The 15,595-nt window shown below is 68.6% G+C and carries 14 protein-coding genes and 1 pseudogene; 6 read left to right on the forward strand and 9 right to left on the reverse strand.

Annotated features, from left to right (window positions below; genetic code table 11):
- Positions 1-171: 171 nt before the first annotated feature.
- Positions 172-348, forward strand: a pseudogene (locus A5727_RS27045) (acyl-CoA dehydrogenase family protein); the annotation flags it as partial.
- On the opposite strand, the gene A5727_RS15875 reads toward A5727_RS27045, so the two are convergent.
- Both A5727_RS15875 and A5727_RS15880 read right to left on the reverse strand, forming a co-directional pair.
- Positions 349-2,592 carry a RodZ family helix-turn-helix domain-containing protein gene (locus A5727_RS15875; RefSeq protein WP_157521406.1) on the reverse strand — a complete coding sequence of 748 codons (2,244 nt, stop codon included), beginning with the start codon at positions 2,590-2,592 and terminating at the stop codon, positions 349-351.
- A 323-nt stretch (positions 2,593-2,915) separates the two neighbouring features.
- Entirely contained in the window at positions 2,916-3,479 is a 564-nt protein-coding gene (locus A5727_RS15880; RefSeq protein WP_068251230.1) for a hypothetical protein, read from the reverse strand.
- A 71-nt stretch (positions 3,480-3,550) separates the two neighbouring features.
- On the opposite strand from A5727_RS15880, the gene A5727_RS15885 reads away from it, so the two are divergent.
- Together A5727_RS15885 and A5727_RS15890 are read left to right on the forward strand one after the other, a co-directional pair.
- Positions 3,551-4,345, forward strand: coding sequence for a helix-turn-helix domain-containing protein (locus tag A5727_RS15885; RefSeq protein WP_068251339.1), 795 nt, complete (start codon positions 3,551-3,553; stop codon positions 4,343-4,345).
- Entirely contained in the window at positions 4,345-4,752 is a 408-nt protein-coding gene (locus A5727_RS15890) for an acyl-CoA thioesterase (RefSeq protein ID WP_068251233.1), read from the forward strand. The genes A5727_RS15885 and A5727_RS15890 overlap by 1 nt, the downstream gene beginning before the upstream one ends.
- On the opposite strand, the gene A5727_RS15895 is transcribed toward A5727_RS15890, so the two are convergent.
- Together A5727_RS15895 and A5727_RS15900 are read right to left on the reverse strand one after the other, a co-directional pair.
- Positions 4,741-5,673 carry a D-2-hydroxyacid dehydrogenase family protein gene (locus A5727_RS15895; RefSeq protein ID WP_068251236.1) on the reverse strand — a complete coding sequence of 311 codons (933 nt, stop codon included), beginning with the start codon at positions 5,671-5,673 and terminating at the stop codon, positions 4,741-4,743. The genes A5727_RS15890 and A5727_RS15895 overlap by 12 nt on opposite strands.
- Positions 5,594-5,977 carry a hypothetical protein gene (locus A5727_RS15900; protein WP_231992093.1) on the reverse strand — a complete coding sequence of 128 codons (384 nt, stop codon included), beginning with the start codon at positions 5,975-5,977 and terminating at the stop codon, positions 5,594-5,596. Before A5727_RS15900 ends, A5727_RS15895 begins: the two co-directional genes overlap by 80 nt.
- 77 nt (positions 5,978-6,054) lie before the next feature.
- On the opposite strand from A5727_RS15900, the gene speB reads away from it, so the two are divergent.
- Entirely contained in the window at positions 6,055-7,104 is a 1,050-nt protein-coding gene (gene speB / locus A5727_RS15905) for an agmatinase (RefSeq protein WP_068251238.1), read from the forward strand.
- On the opposite strand, the gene A5727_RS15910 is transcribed toward speB, so the two are convergent.
- Complete coding sequence (locus A5727_RS15910) at positions 7,081-8,496, reverse strand: purine-cytosine permease family protein (protein ID WP_197507676.1); 1,416 nt, start codon at positions 8,494-8,496, stop codon at positions 7,081-7,083. The two genes, speB and A5727_RS15910, sit on opposite strands and share 24 nt — an antisense overlap.
- Positions 8,497-8,564: 68 nt before the next feature.
- Here A5727_RS15910 and A5727_RS15915 point away from each other — a divergent pair, with 68 nt between their 5' ends.
- Positions 8,565-10,013: an MFS transporter gene (locus tag A5727_RS15915; protein ID WP_231992094.1), complete on the forward strand. Its 1,449-nt coding sequence runs from the start codon at positions 8,565-8,567 to the stop codon at positions 10,011-10,013.
- Positions 10,014-10,025: 12 nt separating this feature from the next.
- On the opposite strand, the gene A5727_RS15920 is transcribed toward A5727_RS15915, so the two are convergent.
- The 4 genes from A5727_RS15920 to A5727_RS15935 form a co-directional block, all read right to left on the reverse strand.
- Entirely contained in the window at positions 10,026-10,844 is an 819-nt protein-coding gene (locus A5727_RS15920; protein ID WP_068251247.1) for an acyl-CoA thioesterase domain-containing protein, read from the reverse strand.
- 48 nt (positions 10,845-10,892) lie between these two features.
- Entirely contained in the window at positions 10,893-11,747 is an 855-nt protein-coding gene (locus tag A5727_RS15925; RefSeq protein ID WP_068251250.1) for a hypothetical protein, read from the reverse strand.
- Entirely contained in the window at positions 11,744-13,270 is a 1,527-nt protein-coding gene (gene fadD4, locus A5727_RS15930; protein ID WP_068251251.1) for a fatty-acid--CoA ligase FadD4, read from the reverse strand. Before fadD4 ends, A5727_RS15925 begins: the two co-directional genes overlap by 4 nt.
- 106 nt (positions 13,271-13,376) lie before the next feature.
- Positions 13,377-14,162 (reverse strand): TetR/AcrR family transcriptional regulator, encoded by a 786-nt coding sequence (locus A5727_RS15935; RefSeq protein WP_068251252.1) that lies wholly within the window; start codon positions 14,160-14,162, stop codon positions 13,377-13,379.
- Between the two features lie 244 nt (positions 14,163-14,406).
- Between A5727_RS15935 and A5727_RS15940 the strand changes: the two genes are divergently transcribed.
- Positions 14,407-15,594 (forward strand): amidohydrolase family protein, encoded by a 1,188-nt coding sequence (locus A5727_RS15940; protein WP_068251253.1) that lies wholly within the window; start codon positions 14,407-14,409, stop codon positions 15,592-15,594.
- Position 15,595: the final 1 nt, after the last annotated feature.

The raw sequence follows: 15,595 nt of genomic DNA on the forward strand, positions 1-15,595 counted from the left end.
GCCGGGGGGCGCGGGCGGGGGGCCGGGGGGGGGGGGGGGGAGGTGGGTCCGCCCCCCTGCGTGGGGGGGGGGCTGCGCGGCCCCCCCCCCCCCCACCCCCCCCCCCCCCCCCCGGGCGCCGGCCCGGCCCGCCGTATTCCCGGCGGGGGGGGGGGGGCAAACCTCCCCCCCCCCCACGCCGCCATGAAGGTCACCACCGACGCCGTGCAGGTGCTCGGGGGTGTCGGCTACACCCGTGACTACCGCGTGGAACGGTTCATGCGCGAAGCCAAGATCATGCAGATCTTCGAGGGCACCAACCAGATTCAGCGCCTGGTGATCAGTCGAGACCTCGCCAAACCGCGCTGATCAGTCGTTGAACCGAGTGGCGGGCGGGACGCCGGCTCCCGTGGCGCCACCCTGCTCCGATGCCGACCAGTTGGTGCCCGCGCAGATGAAGTCACCGGGCATCCCCACCTGACCCGGGATCGGGATCGGCAGGCCGGGGATCGTGGGCAGCTTCATTCCCGGTGTCGCCAGGCCCGACACGCCCGTCGCCAACGCCGGGGTCAGTGCGGAGGTGAACGGCGGCAGGGCCGACGTCGTGACGGTCTGGGCACCCGGGATCGCCGCGAGTGCGCCGGGCAGTGCCGCGGTCTTGTCGATCGTTCCAGCGGCACCCGGCACCGATGCCGAACCACCGGGAACTCCCCCGACGACGTTGGTGGCCGCGCCCGGCACACCACCGAGCGAACCGGGAACTCCACCGACGACATTGGTGGCCGCGCCGGGCGCACCACCGGCCGAGCCGGGGACCCCGTTGGCGCCGTAGGTCGAGATCATGGCCAACGGTGTCGCGACGGAGTTCGGAATGCCCTGTGACGGGCCACCATACGATCCGATCGGCAACGCCAGCTGGGCGGCCTGCAGGTCACGCCCGAAAGCCGTCGCAACGGCCTCCGGCGACGACTGCGCCGACAGCTTCCACATCTCGAAGTCCGGGATGGTGTACGGCGGATTGCCGGCCCCGTCGTGGGCAGGCATCAACAGGTTCTGCAGCGCCAGATCCCGCGCATGATCGGCGGCCCGGGCGGACGCCTGATCCAGTGCGGCACCGGCAGCACCGGCCTCACCACCGGAACCCCCGTCGCCGACCGGCGGCAGCCCCGCACCGCCCGCGCCCCGGGCGGCATCGACGATGTCAGCTCCACCGGGAGGCAGCGCCGCTGCGACGTCCCGAACAACGTCACCGGGGGGCGTGCCACCGGCCGCGGGAGGAATCGCGACGGCGTCCTGCGCCACTGCGGGCGGGGTTCCGCCCACCGCGGGAGGCACCGCCACCGCATCCTGAACAACGGCCGGCGGCACGGCGACGTCGACGGGCGGCGCCGCCACGGGCACCGACACGTCCGCACCGGCCGGAGGCACCGCCACCGAGGCCGGGGGCGTGCCCGAGGTGTGGGTGATCGTCGAACCAGGGGTCGAGACCGGCGGCACCGGCGGCGTGAAGTCATTGGCCCCGGGAATCGAGATGCCCGGGATCTCGATGCCGGGGATCTCCGGCGTCTGGATGAAAGAGCCTGGCGTGCCCGGGGTTCCGGGGGTGCCGATCGGCGGCACCGCCTGTACCACGTCGGTCACCACCGAGTTGGGCGGTGTCACCGAGGTGACGGGAACGTTCGTCGACGAACTGTCGGAGACCACCGACGGCGGCACGTCGACGCTCGCACCGGGCGTGTCGACAGGCACCGACGCTGACGCCGGCGGGGTGTCGACCGCGGCGGGCGGGATGGCCGCCGCGCTGTTGTCGGTCACCGCCGCAGGCGGGGTCGCGGCCTCCACGGGAACCACCGCCGCGGAATCGTCGATCACCGCGGCGGGCGGGGTCGCCACATCGACCGGCACGGCCGCCGCGGCGTCATCCACCACTGCCGCCGGCGGAGCGGGGATGTCGGCGGGGACAGCGGCCGCCGCGCTCTGGTCGATCGCGGCCGGTGGGGCGTCGACCGCGGCGGGTGCCGCTGCGCCGGCGTTCTGGTCGATCGCGGCGCCGGCGTTCTGATCGATCCGCGCGCCGTCATCGCCGGATTCGGGACCGGGCTGGCCACCCTCGCCGCCGCCGTGCCCGGCACCCTGCCCAGCCCCTGCCGAGCCGCCCTCAGCACCGGCGCGCCCGGAGTTCTCGTCGATGCGCGCGGCGTCCACACCGGCGCCACCCCCCTCACCCGCACCGACTCCGGCGGCCGCCGGATCCGGCGGGATGGCCGCGGGCACGTCACCGGCGACGGGTGCCCCGCCGCGAGCGGACGCGGGCGGGACCGCCCCGGCGACATCGGTCGCGGCCGGCACTGCACCCGAGCCCGACGTGGGTGGAATCGCGGCGGCGACATCGGTGGCCGCCGGCACCGCACCTGAGGAGGATGCGGGTGGAATCGCCGCCGAGGCGTTGTCGACGACCGCGGCCGGCGGCGTGGATGCGCTGGCGGGCGGGATGTTGGTGACCACGTTCGTGGACGCCGGGGGCACCGTCACCGACGCCGGCGGGGTGCCTCCGGTGACAGACGTGCTCGCGCTCTGCAACGACTCCGTGACGCTGCCCGGGTTGGACGCCATTTGCTGCAGGATGTTGACGCACGGCACCCCCGGACTCGCCGGCGCTATGGGCCTGGCCGACGCCGTCCAGCTGAACAGCAACACGGCACCACACAGGCCACCGGTCGCCACCGCGGTGACGACCGAACGTCGTACGGTCTCTGACATGGGATACCCCGCCTCTCAGGCATCGGCGTTGAACTACCGCCGAAACGTATCCGCCGGGGGTGTTTTGCCCTTTCGTCAAAATGCGGGTTTATCGAAACGATGCCAACCGGTGTCAAGACGGTGCCGGTCGGCGATCAGACCGTTATCTGATCAGTTAGCTGAGGAAACGATCTCAGCTAAACGCCGGTCCAGGCTTCGTCGAGCCGCTCGGCCACGTCGATGACCTGTGCCTGCTGCGATTCCGGCGCGTCGATCTGATCCGCCACGTGCGCCGCGATGAACCGGCGGATCTCGCCGTCGACACCGCCGATGATCCGCACGATCTCGCCCCGGATGGACTTCGAGGACACGTGCACGCTGATGTCCGAGGGGCGCGGTTTGGCCACGTCGATGATGAGCAGCAGCGGCTCGGCGGCCCGAGCGGTGGCGCGCAGCGCGACCTCGCCGTCGACCGTGAACCGCTGCTTGTCCAGACGCAGGTCCACGAGCAGGTCGATCTCCAGGGGGATACGGATCGAGAAGGTGATGGTGTCGCCGATGTGCCTGGTGGCGTGCGGTTCGCGGATCTTGACCTTCGCGCTGACGCGCGCGAGTCCGCCCGGCCCCTGCGACATCGGCCCCATCTCGAACTCGTCACCGGCGATCGCGGCGAATGCGGCGGCGACCCGCTCCTCGGTGACGGCGACGGCGAAGAAGTTACGTCCCCACTGTTCATAGGTCACGTAGTCGTGCGTGCTCATAGTCTCCCTACCGTCTCATGCCCACCGCCGAGGACCGTCAGCCGCGCCGAAACTCAGGGGACACTGATCTGGTGAGCACCCTGCAGAGCGCGCCGGCGACGTTCGGGACGCTGATTCGCCAGTGGAGGCGACGGCGCCGGCTGAGTCAGCTCGACCTCGCCCTCGGCGCTGACGTGTCGCCCCGACATGTGAGTTTCATCGAGACCGGCCGATCGATGCCCAGCCGGGCGATGGTGCTGCGCCTCGCCGCCACGCTCGGGGTGCCGCCGCGTGAGCAGAACCACCTGCTTCTGGCCGCCGGTCTGGCGCCGGAGTTCACCGAGCGGCGACTCGACGATCCCGACCTCGCACCGGTGCGAGCCGGCATCGCACGCGTCCTCGCGGCCTACGATCCATACCCCTGCCTGGTCGTCGACCGCGGATGGAACATCGTGCAGGCCAACGCCGGGACCGCGGTGCTGCTCGACGGCGTCGCACCCGAACTGCTCGCGGCGCCGAATGCGCTGCGCATCGCACTTCATCCCGATGGACTGGCACCGCGGATCCGCAACCTCGCGCAGTGGCGTCACCACCTGCTTGAGCGCCTGCGCCGAGAGGCCGCCGCCGTCCCGAGTGAACCGCTGACGGCGCTGCTCGCCGAACTCGAGGCCTATCCCGGCAGCGACGGGGCCGACGACCAGTGGGGCGGCGTCGCGGTGCCGCTTCGGCTCGTGACCGACGACGGCCGCGAACTGACCTTCCTGAACACAGTGACGACGTTCGGGACGGCTCGCGACCTCACGGTCGCCGAGTTGAGCATCGAGGCGTTCCTGCCCGCCGACGAGGCCACCACGGCGACCCTTTCGGACTCCGGTACGGTCCGCTGATGACGACCGCGACATTCACCATGCCGCTGCGTGTCCGCTACGTCGAATGCGACATGCAGAACCGGGTCTTCAACGCGCACTACCTCACCTGGGTCGACATGGCCCACACCGAGGCGCTGAGCGAACTTGTCGGCGGCTACGAGTCGATGGTGGCCGCGGGCGTCGACGTCGTGGTGGTCGGTGCCGAACTGGACTTCCGGGCACCGGCGCGGTTCGACGACCGGCTGGAGGTGCGCACCACCGTGCACCCTCCTGGAACCACCTCTCTGCGAAGCGATTTCGCGATCACCAGGGACGGCCACCTGTTGGCTGAGTGCCGGATGACGCACGTGTGCGTGGACACCGCCACGTACTCGAAACAGGCGTGGCCACAGTGGTTGCGGGACAAGCTGCCGTCACTGGACTGACCGCAGCCATTCGGTGATCGCCGCGACGGCGTCCCGGAAGAAGATCCCATAGGGCCGATCGGCCACATAACCGATGTGCGGGGTGGCCACCACACCAGGCAGCGTCCGCAGTGGGTGCTGCGGCGGCAGCGGTTCGACGTCGAACACGTCGAGTCCGGCCCCGGCGATCCCCCCGTCACGCAGCGCCGACACCAGCGCGTCCTCATCGACGATCGGGCCGCGAGAGGTGTTGACCAGCAGGGCCGTCGGTTTCATCGCGGCGAGTTCGGCCGCACCCACGAGCCCGCGCGACCGCTCGCTGAGCCGCAGATGGATGGTCAGCACGTCGGCCGTGCGGAACAGCGTGTCCCGATCCACCGCATCCACGCCGACGGCCTCGGCGGTGGCCCTGGTCAGATTCGGGCTCCATGCGATGACGCGCATGCCGAACGCCGCGCCGATGCGCGCGACCCGGCTTCCGATGCGCCCGACCCCCAGCACCGCCAGCACCTTGCCCTCGAGTTCCTGCCCGACCGAGGTCTGCCAGCCCCCGTCGCGCACAGACATGCTCTCCCGCACCAGATTCCGTGCCGCCGCCAGAATCAGGGCCCAGGTCAGCTCCACGGTCGAGGACACCGATCCGCCGGTCGTGCCGATGTGAATGCCGAGTCGCTGCGCTGCCTCGGTGTCGATGGAGGCGTTGACCGGCCCCGTGGACGCGATCATCTTCAGCCGAGGCAGGCGCTGCAGGACGTCCGCTGGCAGCGGGGTGCGCTCGCGCATGACCATGACCACGTCGTAGGGTTCCAGCCGACGCACAAGCTCATCGGCGTCGCTGATGTGATCGGAGAAGACGTCGATCTCAGCGCGCTCGGCCACAGGTGACCAGTCCGCCGACTGCAGGGCCACGCGCTGGTAGTCGTCCAGGATCGCGACCTTCACCGGCCCCACCTTCCGTCGGATAGTCGAGGATGCTGCGCCAGTAATCCTCGGGGATCTCGCCACCCGATTTCAGCACGATCGCCAACCCGGTGGCCATCGCGATGCCCAGCAGGCCCAACCAGAGGCCCGCCAGGCCGATGCACACCCATGCCGCGGTGGTCAGGACCGGCCACGGCGACAGCACCACCAGCAGGGGTGCGAAGAAGAACCCGGCACCGATGTACCAGGACGATCCGGCCCGGTCGGATTGCAGCACGAAACGCAGCCAAACCGGTATGACGGGGGTGGTGTCGGCGCTGTCCATACCCCAACGGTGCGCCGCGCCAACGCTGTCCGCAATTACCTGGGACGTAACGACGAGGCCCGACGTAGGGTCTGTCCATGGGCCACGACCACGATCATCCCCGCCGCGAACTCCCGCCGGGAATGCTTGAGCAGCTTGAGATCGCCTACTCGGGCATGGTGTCGTTCGGTCAGCGACCGTTTCTGACCGAACCCGAACAGCTGGACGAGTGGCGACCCGACGTCGCCATCGTCGGTGCCCCCTTCGACATCGCGACAACCAACCGTCCCGGCGCACGGTTCGGTCCGCGTGCGATCCGCTCGACGGCCTATGAACCCGGCACCTACAACCTCGACCTCGGCCTGGAGATCTTCGACTGGCTCGAGGTGGTGGACTTCGGTGACGCGTACTGTCCGCACGGTCAGACCGAGGTGTCCCATGCCAACATTCGGGAGCGGGTGCACACCATCGCCTCCCGCGGAATCGTGCCGGTGATCCTGGGCGGCGACCACTCCATCACCTGGCCTGCGGCAACGGCGGTCGCCGACGTGCACGGATACGGCAATGTCGGCATCGTGCACTTCGATGCGCACGCCGACACCGCGGATGAGATCGAGGGCAACCTCGCCAGCCACGGCACGCCCATGCGTCGGCTGATCGAATCCGGGGCCGTGCCCGGAACGCACTTCGTCCAGGTGGGTCTGCGGGGTTACTGGCCGCCGCAGGACACCTTCGAATGGATGCTCGAGCAGGGCATGACGTGGCACACCATGCAGGAGATCTGGGAGCGCGGGTTCAAGGAGGTCATGCGCACCGCGGTCAGCGAAGCCCTCGCCAAGGCCGAAAAGCTCTATGTATCAGTGGATATCGACGTGCTCGATCCCGCGCACGCCCCGGGCACGGGAACTCCGGAGCCCGGCGGCATCGCGAGCGTCGACCTCTTGCGGATGGTCCGGCAGCTGTGTCTGGAGCACGACGTCGTGGGGGTCGACGTCGTCGAGGTCGCGCCGGCCTACGACCACGCCGAACTGACCGTCAACGCCGCGCACCGCGTGGTGTTCGAGGCGCTCTCGGGGATGGCCGCGCGGCGCCGCGACGCCGCGGGACAGCAGCCCGGCCCGCCGTCACCCCGCGGGCCGCGGGCCTGACTCCGGTGCGGTGCGGCGCCCGCGGGCGAACCGCCACCCGCCGTACAGCAGCGCCGCCACGGCGAAGTTGACGAAGTAGGCGATGTCGGCACCGTGCCACGCCTTGGCGATCGGCCCCTGGATCAGCGAGGTGTTCATGAACGGGATCGCCGCGAGGTAGGACAGCACGAACACCACGACCGCCGCGGCGGCGTCCGGTCCCGTGGTCTGCTCCAACGCCGGGTTCAGGCTGCGTCGCCCAGCGATTCGGAGCCGCCAGTCGATGACCACGATCGCGACGAATGCCGGGATCCAATAGCCCACCAGCAGAAGCACATCGGTGAATCGGGTGGCGGTGTCGCTGGCGTGCAGCCACATGATGAGCGAGAACGCCAGCACCGTGACGACCACCGCCGACACCGGTCTGCGGACCCGGACACCGAGTGTCTGCAGCGCCAGCGATCCGCTGTAGTCGTTCATCGCGCTCGAGCCCACCGAGGCCAGCGCGATCGCGGCCAGCGCGATCATGCCCAGAACTCCGGTGCCCATCACCGTACGGACCCCGTCGGCGGTGTGGTCGGCGAGGAGGTCGGCCCCGGCGATGCCGATGCCCTGTACGAACAGGTAGGCCGACACGATGCCGGCGAAGCTGAAGCCGAACACCCGCAGCGGGGACGACGTCGCCGGCAGGTAGCGGCTGAAGTCCGACGCGTAGCTGGCCCATGAGATGGCGAGACTGAAGGCGATGGTCACTTCCAGGACGAAGGCGCCCACCAGATCGGGGCCCGACACCGTCGGCGGGGTGACGACCGGATGCCCCGCCACCAGTTCGACCGCCAGCATGACGAATGTCGCGAACAGCACCACCGTCAGGACCGCCTGGACGCGATGCAGCACCTCATACCCGAAGAACCCGACCACGCCCTGCAGCGCGAGCACGATCAGCACCGCGACCCAGAACGGAATGCCGAGCAGCAGCGACAGTGCCTGCCCGCCGAACAGACCGACCAGGCCGTCCCAGGCGATCGAGGACAGCCACTGCAACGCCGCGGGCAGCACGACCGCCGGGCCGAACGCCATCCGCGAATTGGGCAGCTGGGCGGTGCCGGTGCGCGGACCCCAGGTGCACAGGTACGCCACCACCAGGGAGCCGAGGACCGTGCCGATCGCCATGGCCAGCAATCCCAGCCAGAAGCCGAGGCCGAGCACGATGGCCAGGGTTCCGGTGAACACCCCGGTCATCGTGACCTGAGGCGCGAACCAGACCGTGAACATCCGCATCGGGCTGCCGTAACGCTGGTCCTCCGGCACAGGAGCGATGCCGTGCGACTCGATCGACAGATCCCCCGAGCTTGTGGGGCGATGCCCGGAGAACGCCTCGGCCGTCAACGCGCTGGACTGTTCGGTGTGCACATGCCCATTCGACCACGCGCCGACGGCGCCCGAAATGGGCCATGCGGGTGCCACGCATAATCGAGGGCGTGACGAGGACCGGTGAGCGCAGCAGCACCGCTCCCCTGATCGTCTCCCTCAGTGTCGTGGCCCTGACGGTGGCCCTGCTGCAGACCGCCGTGGTGCCTGCGCTCGGCGTGATCGCCCAGCAGCTGGGCGTGTCCTCACTGGCGGTCAGTTGGGCCGTCACGGCGAATCTTCTGGCCGCGGCCGCCTCGACCCCGCTGATCGGGCGGTTCGCCGACCTGCACAACAAGAAGCATGTGCTGCTCGCCGTACTCGGCATCGTGCTGGTGGGGTCGGTGCTGGCCGCGGCGACGACATCGTTGCCCCTGCTGATCCTGGCGCGCGTCCTGCAGGGCGTGTCGTTCTCGCTCTATCCCATCTGCGTGGCGATCCTGCGCGACGAACTGCCCGAAGGTCAGGTGGTGCGCGCACTGGCCGTGCTGTCGGGCACGCTGGGTTTCGGTGGTGGGGTGGGACTGGTCGTCACGGGTCTGCTGATGAGCGGGGCCGCGGGCTATCACCGCGTGTTCTGGTTGACCACGGCCTTCTCGGTGCTCGTCATCGTGATCGTCGTGGTGATGGTCCCGTCGCGGGCCCGGGTCCGGGTCGGCACGATCGACTGGTGGGGTGCGCTGGGACTGGCGGCGGGCCTGACGGCCGTACTGCTCGCGATCACCCAGGGCAACTCGTGGGGCTGGCTCTCGGTGCCCACGCTGGCCTGCGCGATCGCCGGAGTCGTGGTGCTGGCTGGCTGGTGGGCCTGGGAGCGGCGATGCCCCCATCCCCTGGTGTCGGTGGGGATGTTGACCCGGCGCGCGATGCTCCTGACGAACCTGGCCACGATCTTCGTCGGTATGGGTCTGTACTTCGGTTTCCTGGGCCTGACTCAGTTCGTCCAGATGCCTCGCGAGATCACCGGGTACGGCTTCTCGGCCACAGTTCTGACCGCCAGCGTCGTCTTCCTGTTGCCGGGTGCGTTCGCCGGTTTCGTGACGGCCACCGGCAGTGGGTGGATGATTGATCGGTTCGGCGCGCGACCGGTGCTGGTTACCGGCGCGATCACGGGCGTGGTCGGTTTCGTGGTGATGGCACTCGCGCACGTCGCGCCGTGGCAGGTGATCCTCGCCGGGGTGTGGATCAACGCCTACATCAGCCTGGCCTACGGCGCGCTGCCCGCACTGGTGGTCGCGGAGGCAGAAGCCGGTGAGACCGGTGTGGCGACCGGCGTCAACGCGATCTGCCGCACGGTCGGCAGCGCGGTCGCCGCGGCGGTCGTCGCGGTGCTCCTGGGACATGCGTCGCCGGACACCGGGTTGCCGGCGGACAGCGGTTTCACGGTGATCTTCTTCGCCGGTGCCGGCACGGCGGCGTTGGCGACTGTGCTGATCGCGGTGTCCGGATCGCGGCCCAAGCGCGCCGAATCACCAGACGCGGAGGTCGACTCCCGCGCCATGAACCACGAGTGGGGCTGACCCGAGCGTTTCCTAGATGCGCATGCCCTGGAAATTGTCGGCAGCGAAGTCGATCTGAGCGGCCGGATTGGCCAGGGCCGTCACGAGTCCCGTACCGAATGCGCCGGCGCTGTCGAACAGTGTGGCGGATCCGACCGAGATTCCGTCGGCGGCCCAATGGCTGTCGGCCTGGATGCCGATCCAGCTGTCGCGAGGAAGGCGCGCCAGCGCGACCGTGACGTCACCGTTGATGTAGCCGATGCCCGCCGAGCCGAGGTGTGTGGTGAGGCTGGTCTGCTCGGCGATCATCGTCGCGCGCACGAACGGGCTGTTCTCCACGCCCGCCACCACGTCGATACCGCGATCGAAAAACCTTGTCCGTGAGGCGTTCTGGTGATCGCCGACCTTGCGTGTCCACCCGGCATCATCACTGCCGGTGTAGGGCGCGGTGGAGTCGTCGGCGGCGTTGAAGTCGACCGGCGGGGTGAAGACGGTGCCGGATGTCCACAGCTGCCCCGGCGGCGGAGTGGATCGCCGGTAGAACACCAGCGTCGCGCGGGCGACGGTCACTTCGCCCTGCACGACGTCGGCCTCGGCGCTGCGGATACGACGGCCGTCCCGCACCAGGCGCGTGTTGACCCGGGTCGGGACACCGCGCGCGGCTCGCAGCAGGTCGACCGTCAACCGTGCGGGGTGCAGATCGTCGGCGCCGAACTGGTTCTCCAGCGTCCGAGCGGTCAGGCCCACCACAGCCGGGCCGTTCAGGTGGTCATCACCCCAGTGGCTGTGGGCGTACCGGTTCGGGAGGAATGCTCCGTCGACCTGGTGGAAGTGCGCGGGCCGTTCGGTCATCCGCGCATCCTCGCACACAGAGCCCGCCGCATCGGCCAGCAGTACCGGTCAGCTGGTGGCGACACCGAATGTGTGCGTCGCCACCGTGATCAGCTTGTCCCCCGCACCCTCGTCATGGACGAGTGTGCGGGCCGCGACGGTGCCGCCGACACCGGCCACGGCCTCCGAATCGAAGCGGAACGGTCCGACCTTGCCCCGGGCCAGGAACATGACGTGCGACGACCGTCCGCTCAGGGCGTGGGTGCCGGCCAACTCGGCGGCGCGAGATATCGCCGCGGTCTCGAGCATGACGAACTGCGGTCCCACATGCAGTGCGGCGTCCGGTGAGGCCAGCTCCGCACTGAGCTCAGGCAGCATCCACGCGTCTGTCGCGGTCCGGTGCCCACCGAAGACCTGCCACAGCGGCGGCAGGTCCGGTGAGTCCAGCACCTCCAGGGGCTCGACCGCCATCCTCTGCAGACCGTCGGGCGGAACGCCGATGCTCACGCCCTGCCCCTCCGTGAACGCCAGCACGCGATCGGGTCGATCGGCGTCGACGATGCGCGACCGGCTGTAGGCCATGCGCTGACCACGTTTGAGGTCCTCGGTGATGACTTCGAACCGGGACACGTCGAGCCCGGGGTCCAGAATCTGGCAGGAATGGATCACCGGATTGGGGACCGCCTCGAGATCGGTGATCAGGCCCCCCTCCGGCGAGGCGATTCCCAGCACCGCCAACAGCAGTCCACCCGCGCCGTCGCGCATATCCCGCCTGATCGCCACCGTGTCATCGGCGGGCCCGAGATTCATCGAGGCGTGATTGCGGCCGATGTAGCGGTAGCTCAGCAGACCGCCCCACCTGCGCTGCAGTTCGGCGGCATACTCCGCAGGCTGGGACGTGAGCTCGCGGATGTCACGGATCATGTGGGCCGTCCGTTCTCGACGTGGCGTTCGATGAGTCTGTTCTTGTACAGCTTTCCGGCGTCCGTCCGCGGAAGGCGGTCGAGGGTGATCGAGCGGGGACATTTGTAGTGTGCCAGGCGATCCCGCACCCAGGACATGAGTTCGTCCGCCACATCGGTCGACGCCGCCGCCGGGTCGACGAGTTCGACAACGGCTGTGACCGTCTGTCCGAGGTCGGAGTCCGGCATCCCGAACACGGCCGCGTCGACGACCAGGGGATGTGTGATCAGCACATGTTCGATCTCCTGCGGGTAGATGTTGACCCCGCCGGAGATGATGACGTTGTTGCGCCGATCGGTGAGGAAGAGGTAGCCGTCTGTGTCGACGTACCCGATGTCCCCGACGGTGACCCAACCCTGTTCTGACGTTGCGGCCGCGGTCATCTCAGCGTCGTTGAGGTAGTCGAATCGGTAGCCGCCCGCGAAGTAGATCTCCCCGATCTCGCCGGGCGCCAGTTCTGTCCCGTGTTCGTCGAGCACATGGGGCGTGCCCAGCAGGGGGCGCCCGACGGATCCGGGATGCTCAAGCCATTCCTCGGCACGGATGAAGGACACTCCGACTCCCTCGGAGGACCCGTAGTACTCGTCGATGATCCTGCCCCACCAGTCGATCATCTGCTTCTTGATCTCCGGTGCGCAGGGCGCGGCCGCATGCACCACACGCTGCAGACTCGACAGGTCGTAGCGGGTTCTGGCGGCCTCGGGCAGGCGCAGCATCCGGACGAACATCGTGGGAACAAACTGTGCGTGGGTGACGGCATACCGCTGAATGCAGTCCAGCGCGCCCTCGGCGTCGAACCGTTCCATCACCACGGTGGTCGCGCCGACGGACTGGGCGGCCATCGTCCACATCGCCGGCGCCGTGTGATAGATGGGTGCCGGGCTCAGATACACCGAGTCGCTGCCCACCCCGAGGGCCTCGAAGACCGGGGTGGTGAGGGGAACACTGGCACCCTCCGGGTTCGGCGGTCGGCGAATTCCCTTCGGCCGCCCCGTGCTTCCCGCGGAGTACTGCAGCAGCTGTCCGACCCTCTCGGTGGGGAAAGGCGCCGCCGGAGCACCGTCGAGGCAGCCGGGGTAGGACTGCCAGCCCTCGAGCTCGTCATCGGCGATCAGCGCCACGGCCGGTAGGCCGTCGGGCAACTGGGCGTCGAGGCCGGCGCAGATCTCGCGCAACGCTGACGACGCCACAATGGCTTTGGCACCACAGTCCGCCACGATGTAGGCGATCTCGGCTGTGGTGAGGTGTGTGTTGATCGGGGTGTAATACAACCCGCACCGACGTGCGGCCCACATCACGGCATGGATGTGCTGGTTGTTCTCCATCAGGATCGCAAGCGCGTCGCCTGGGACCAGACCGGCGTTACGCAGGTGGTGGGCGAGGCGATTGGCGTCCGAATCCAGTTGCGCGAACGTCACTTCCGCGCCGGATGGGTACAGCACGACTGCTGGCCTGGCCGACCCGACATGGCAGCGGATGTCCACTCTCGTCCTGTCCGATGGAGGTGGGTCGACACCCACCCGACGACTGGACGTCGAGAATATCAGCCCTCAGGGATGAGAACCTGCGTTACCGGGGCTTCGAACGGGTTCAGCCCGTCAGCTTCTTGGTGCGGCGGGACGCCGTCGAACGTGGGGCTGCCTTCTTCGCGGGTTTAGCGGAGCCACTTCCCTCTGGCGGGCTGACGGCCTGCCTGCACCAGGCCCACAGCTGATCCTCGGTCAGCTTGGCCTCCTTGCCGCCGAGGTGGAAGACACCGATCTGAGCGAGCGCGGTGAGGGTCGTGTTCAGCAGCGTGGTCAGCTGCGCGGGAGTCAGATCCCTGCGGACCAGACCGGCGCGGGCACAGGCGGTGAGGATCTTCGTCAGGAGTCGCAGATGGGGCTCCCACACCTTGGCGAAGTCCTCGGGTCGCTCGATCTCGAGGCTCAGGTTGTAGATCGTCATGACGCGTCCGCCCACGGTCTCCGAGGACTCCGCGCGGGACAGCACGCCGCGGCAGAATGCTTCGAGCTGTTCCATCGGCCCATCGGCCGCCGCGACCTCATGGCGGATGCTCTCGGTGAACTGGCTGGTGACATTCTCATAGAGCGCGAGCAGGAGTTCATCCTTGCCGGCGAAGTGCTGATAGAACGCGCGCAGGCTCAGGTTGGATCGATCGATGAGGGTCTGGATGGTGAAATCCGCCCGACCGGACTCCTCCACCAGTTCCAATGCGGTGGCCAGGAACCGGGAGCTGCGCGCGAGGGCACGGGCGCGGGCCGAACTCAGGCGTCGGTCGATGGAGCGCTGCTGCCAGGCGCCGGGCGACTCCACTTCGGCGTCGACGATCTCCAGTTCATCCACTTCGCGGCCTCTCCCGGATTTCTTGTCCATGGTGAACCGAGAATACCTGTTTTCTGTACGGAATCTTCCGACCACCTACACGGGTATGTTGATGGCCACCTGCGCCGCAGCGGCACCTCCCGGCGACGACACCCCTCTGAGCCGAGCGAACGTGGCTGATTCTGGACTTCCGTCCGCCGGGCGGCTGGCCCGTACGGTAGCCTGAGAACAATCATTCTCGTTTTCGGGAACCGCCACACGTGGGTGGACGGAGACCTTCTTCGAAGGAGCAGCGTTGAGCGCAGACATCCGAATCGTCTCACCGGACGACCACCTGGTGGAGCCGGCCGACCTCTGGACAACCCGCCTGCCCGAGCGCTACCGCGACATCGGACCGCGGGTTGTCCGCACCCGCGGTCGAATGGACCCCACGGTCACCTCCGACGTCGCGTTCGTCGAGGATGAGACCGGACGGGAGGCCGACATCTGGCACTACGAGGATGCCGTCATCCCGATCCCGCTGATCAGTGCCGCCGCAGGCTATGAACTCGACGAGCTCACCACCGATCCGATCACGTATGACGAGATGCGACCGGGATGCTTCCGCGCCGCAGACCGACTGGCCGACATGGACATCGCCGGCATCGAAGCCTCGGCCTGCTTCCCCAACACGCTCGTCCGATTCTGTGGCCAACGCTTTCTGCACGGTAAGGACAAGGATCTCGCGCTGCTGTGTGTGCAGGCGTACAACGACTTTCAGATCGATGAGTGGGCCGCCGGATCGGACGGTCGGCTCATCCCGCTCGGCATCATCCCGCTCTGGGACGTGGATCTGGCCGCCAAGGAGGTGGAACGGGTCGCCGCGCGTGGCATGCACGCCGTCTGCTTCTCCGAGTTGCCCGCGCGCCTGGACCTCCCCTCCATCCACAGTGGCTACTGGGATCCGTTCTTCGCGGCCTGCGAACGGAATCAGGTCGGCATCATGCTGCACATCGGGTCGAGTTCGTCGCTGACGAAGTCCTCACCCGACTCCCCGCACGTCGTCACCAGTGCGCTGATGGCGGTCAACTGCACCATCGCGATGGTCGACTGGCTGTTCTCCGCCAAGCTCCTGCAGTTCCCCGACCTCAAGATCGCGTTCGCGGAGGCTCAGGCCGGCTGGATTCCGTACTACCTGCAACGCGTCGACGAGGTCTGGGAGGACCGCAGGGCCTGGGGCGGTATCCATCCCCTGCTCACCGAGCCGCCGAGCACCCAGGTGCCCGGCCGGGTCTACTTCTCCACCTTCGGCGACCCAGTGGCATTCCGCATCCTGGATCTGGTCGGACCGGACCAGCTAATGTTCGAGACCGACTACCCGCACAACGACACCAACTGGCCCAGAAGCCTCGAGGTGGCCAACAAGGCGACTGAGGGGCTGGACGAGGAGACCAAGCGCAAGGTCCTGTCGACGAACGCCAAGAGGTTCTTCGGGATGCTGTGAC

This window comes from Mycobacterium sp. ACS4331, assembly GCF_001667265.1.
Taxonomy (GTDB): domain Bacteria; phylum Actinomycetota; class Actinomycetes; order Mycobacteriales; family Mycobacteriaceae; genus Mycobacterium.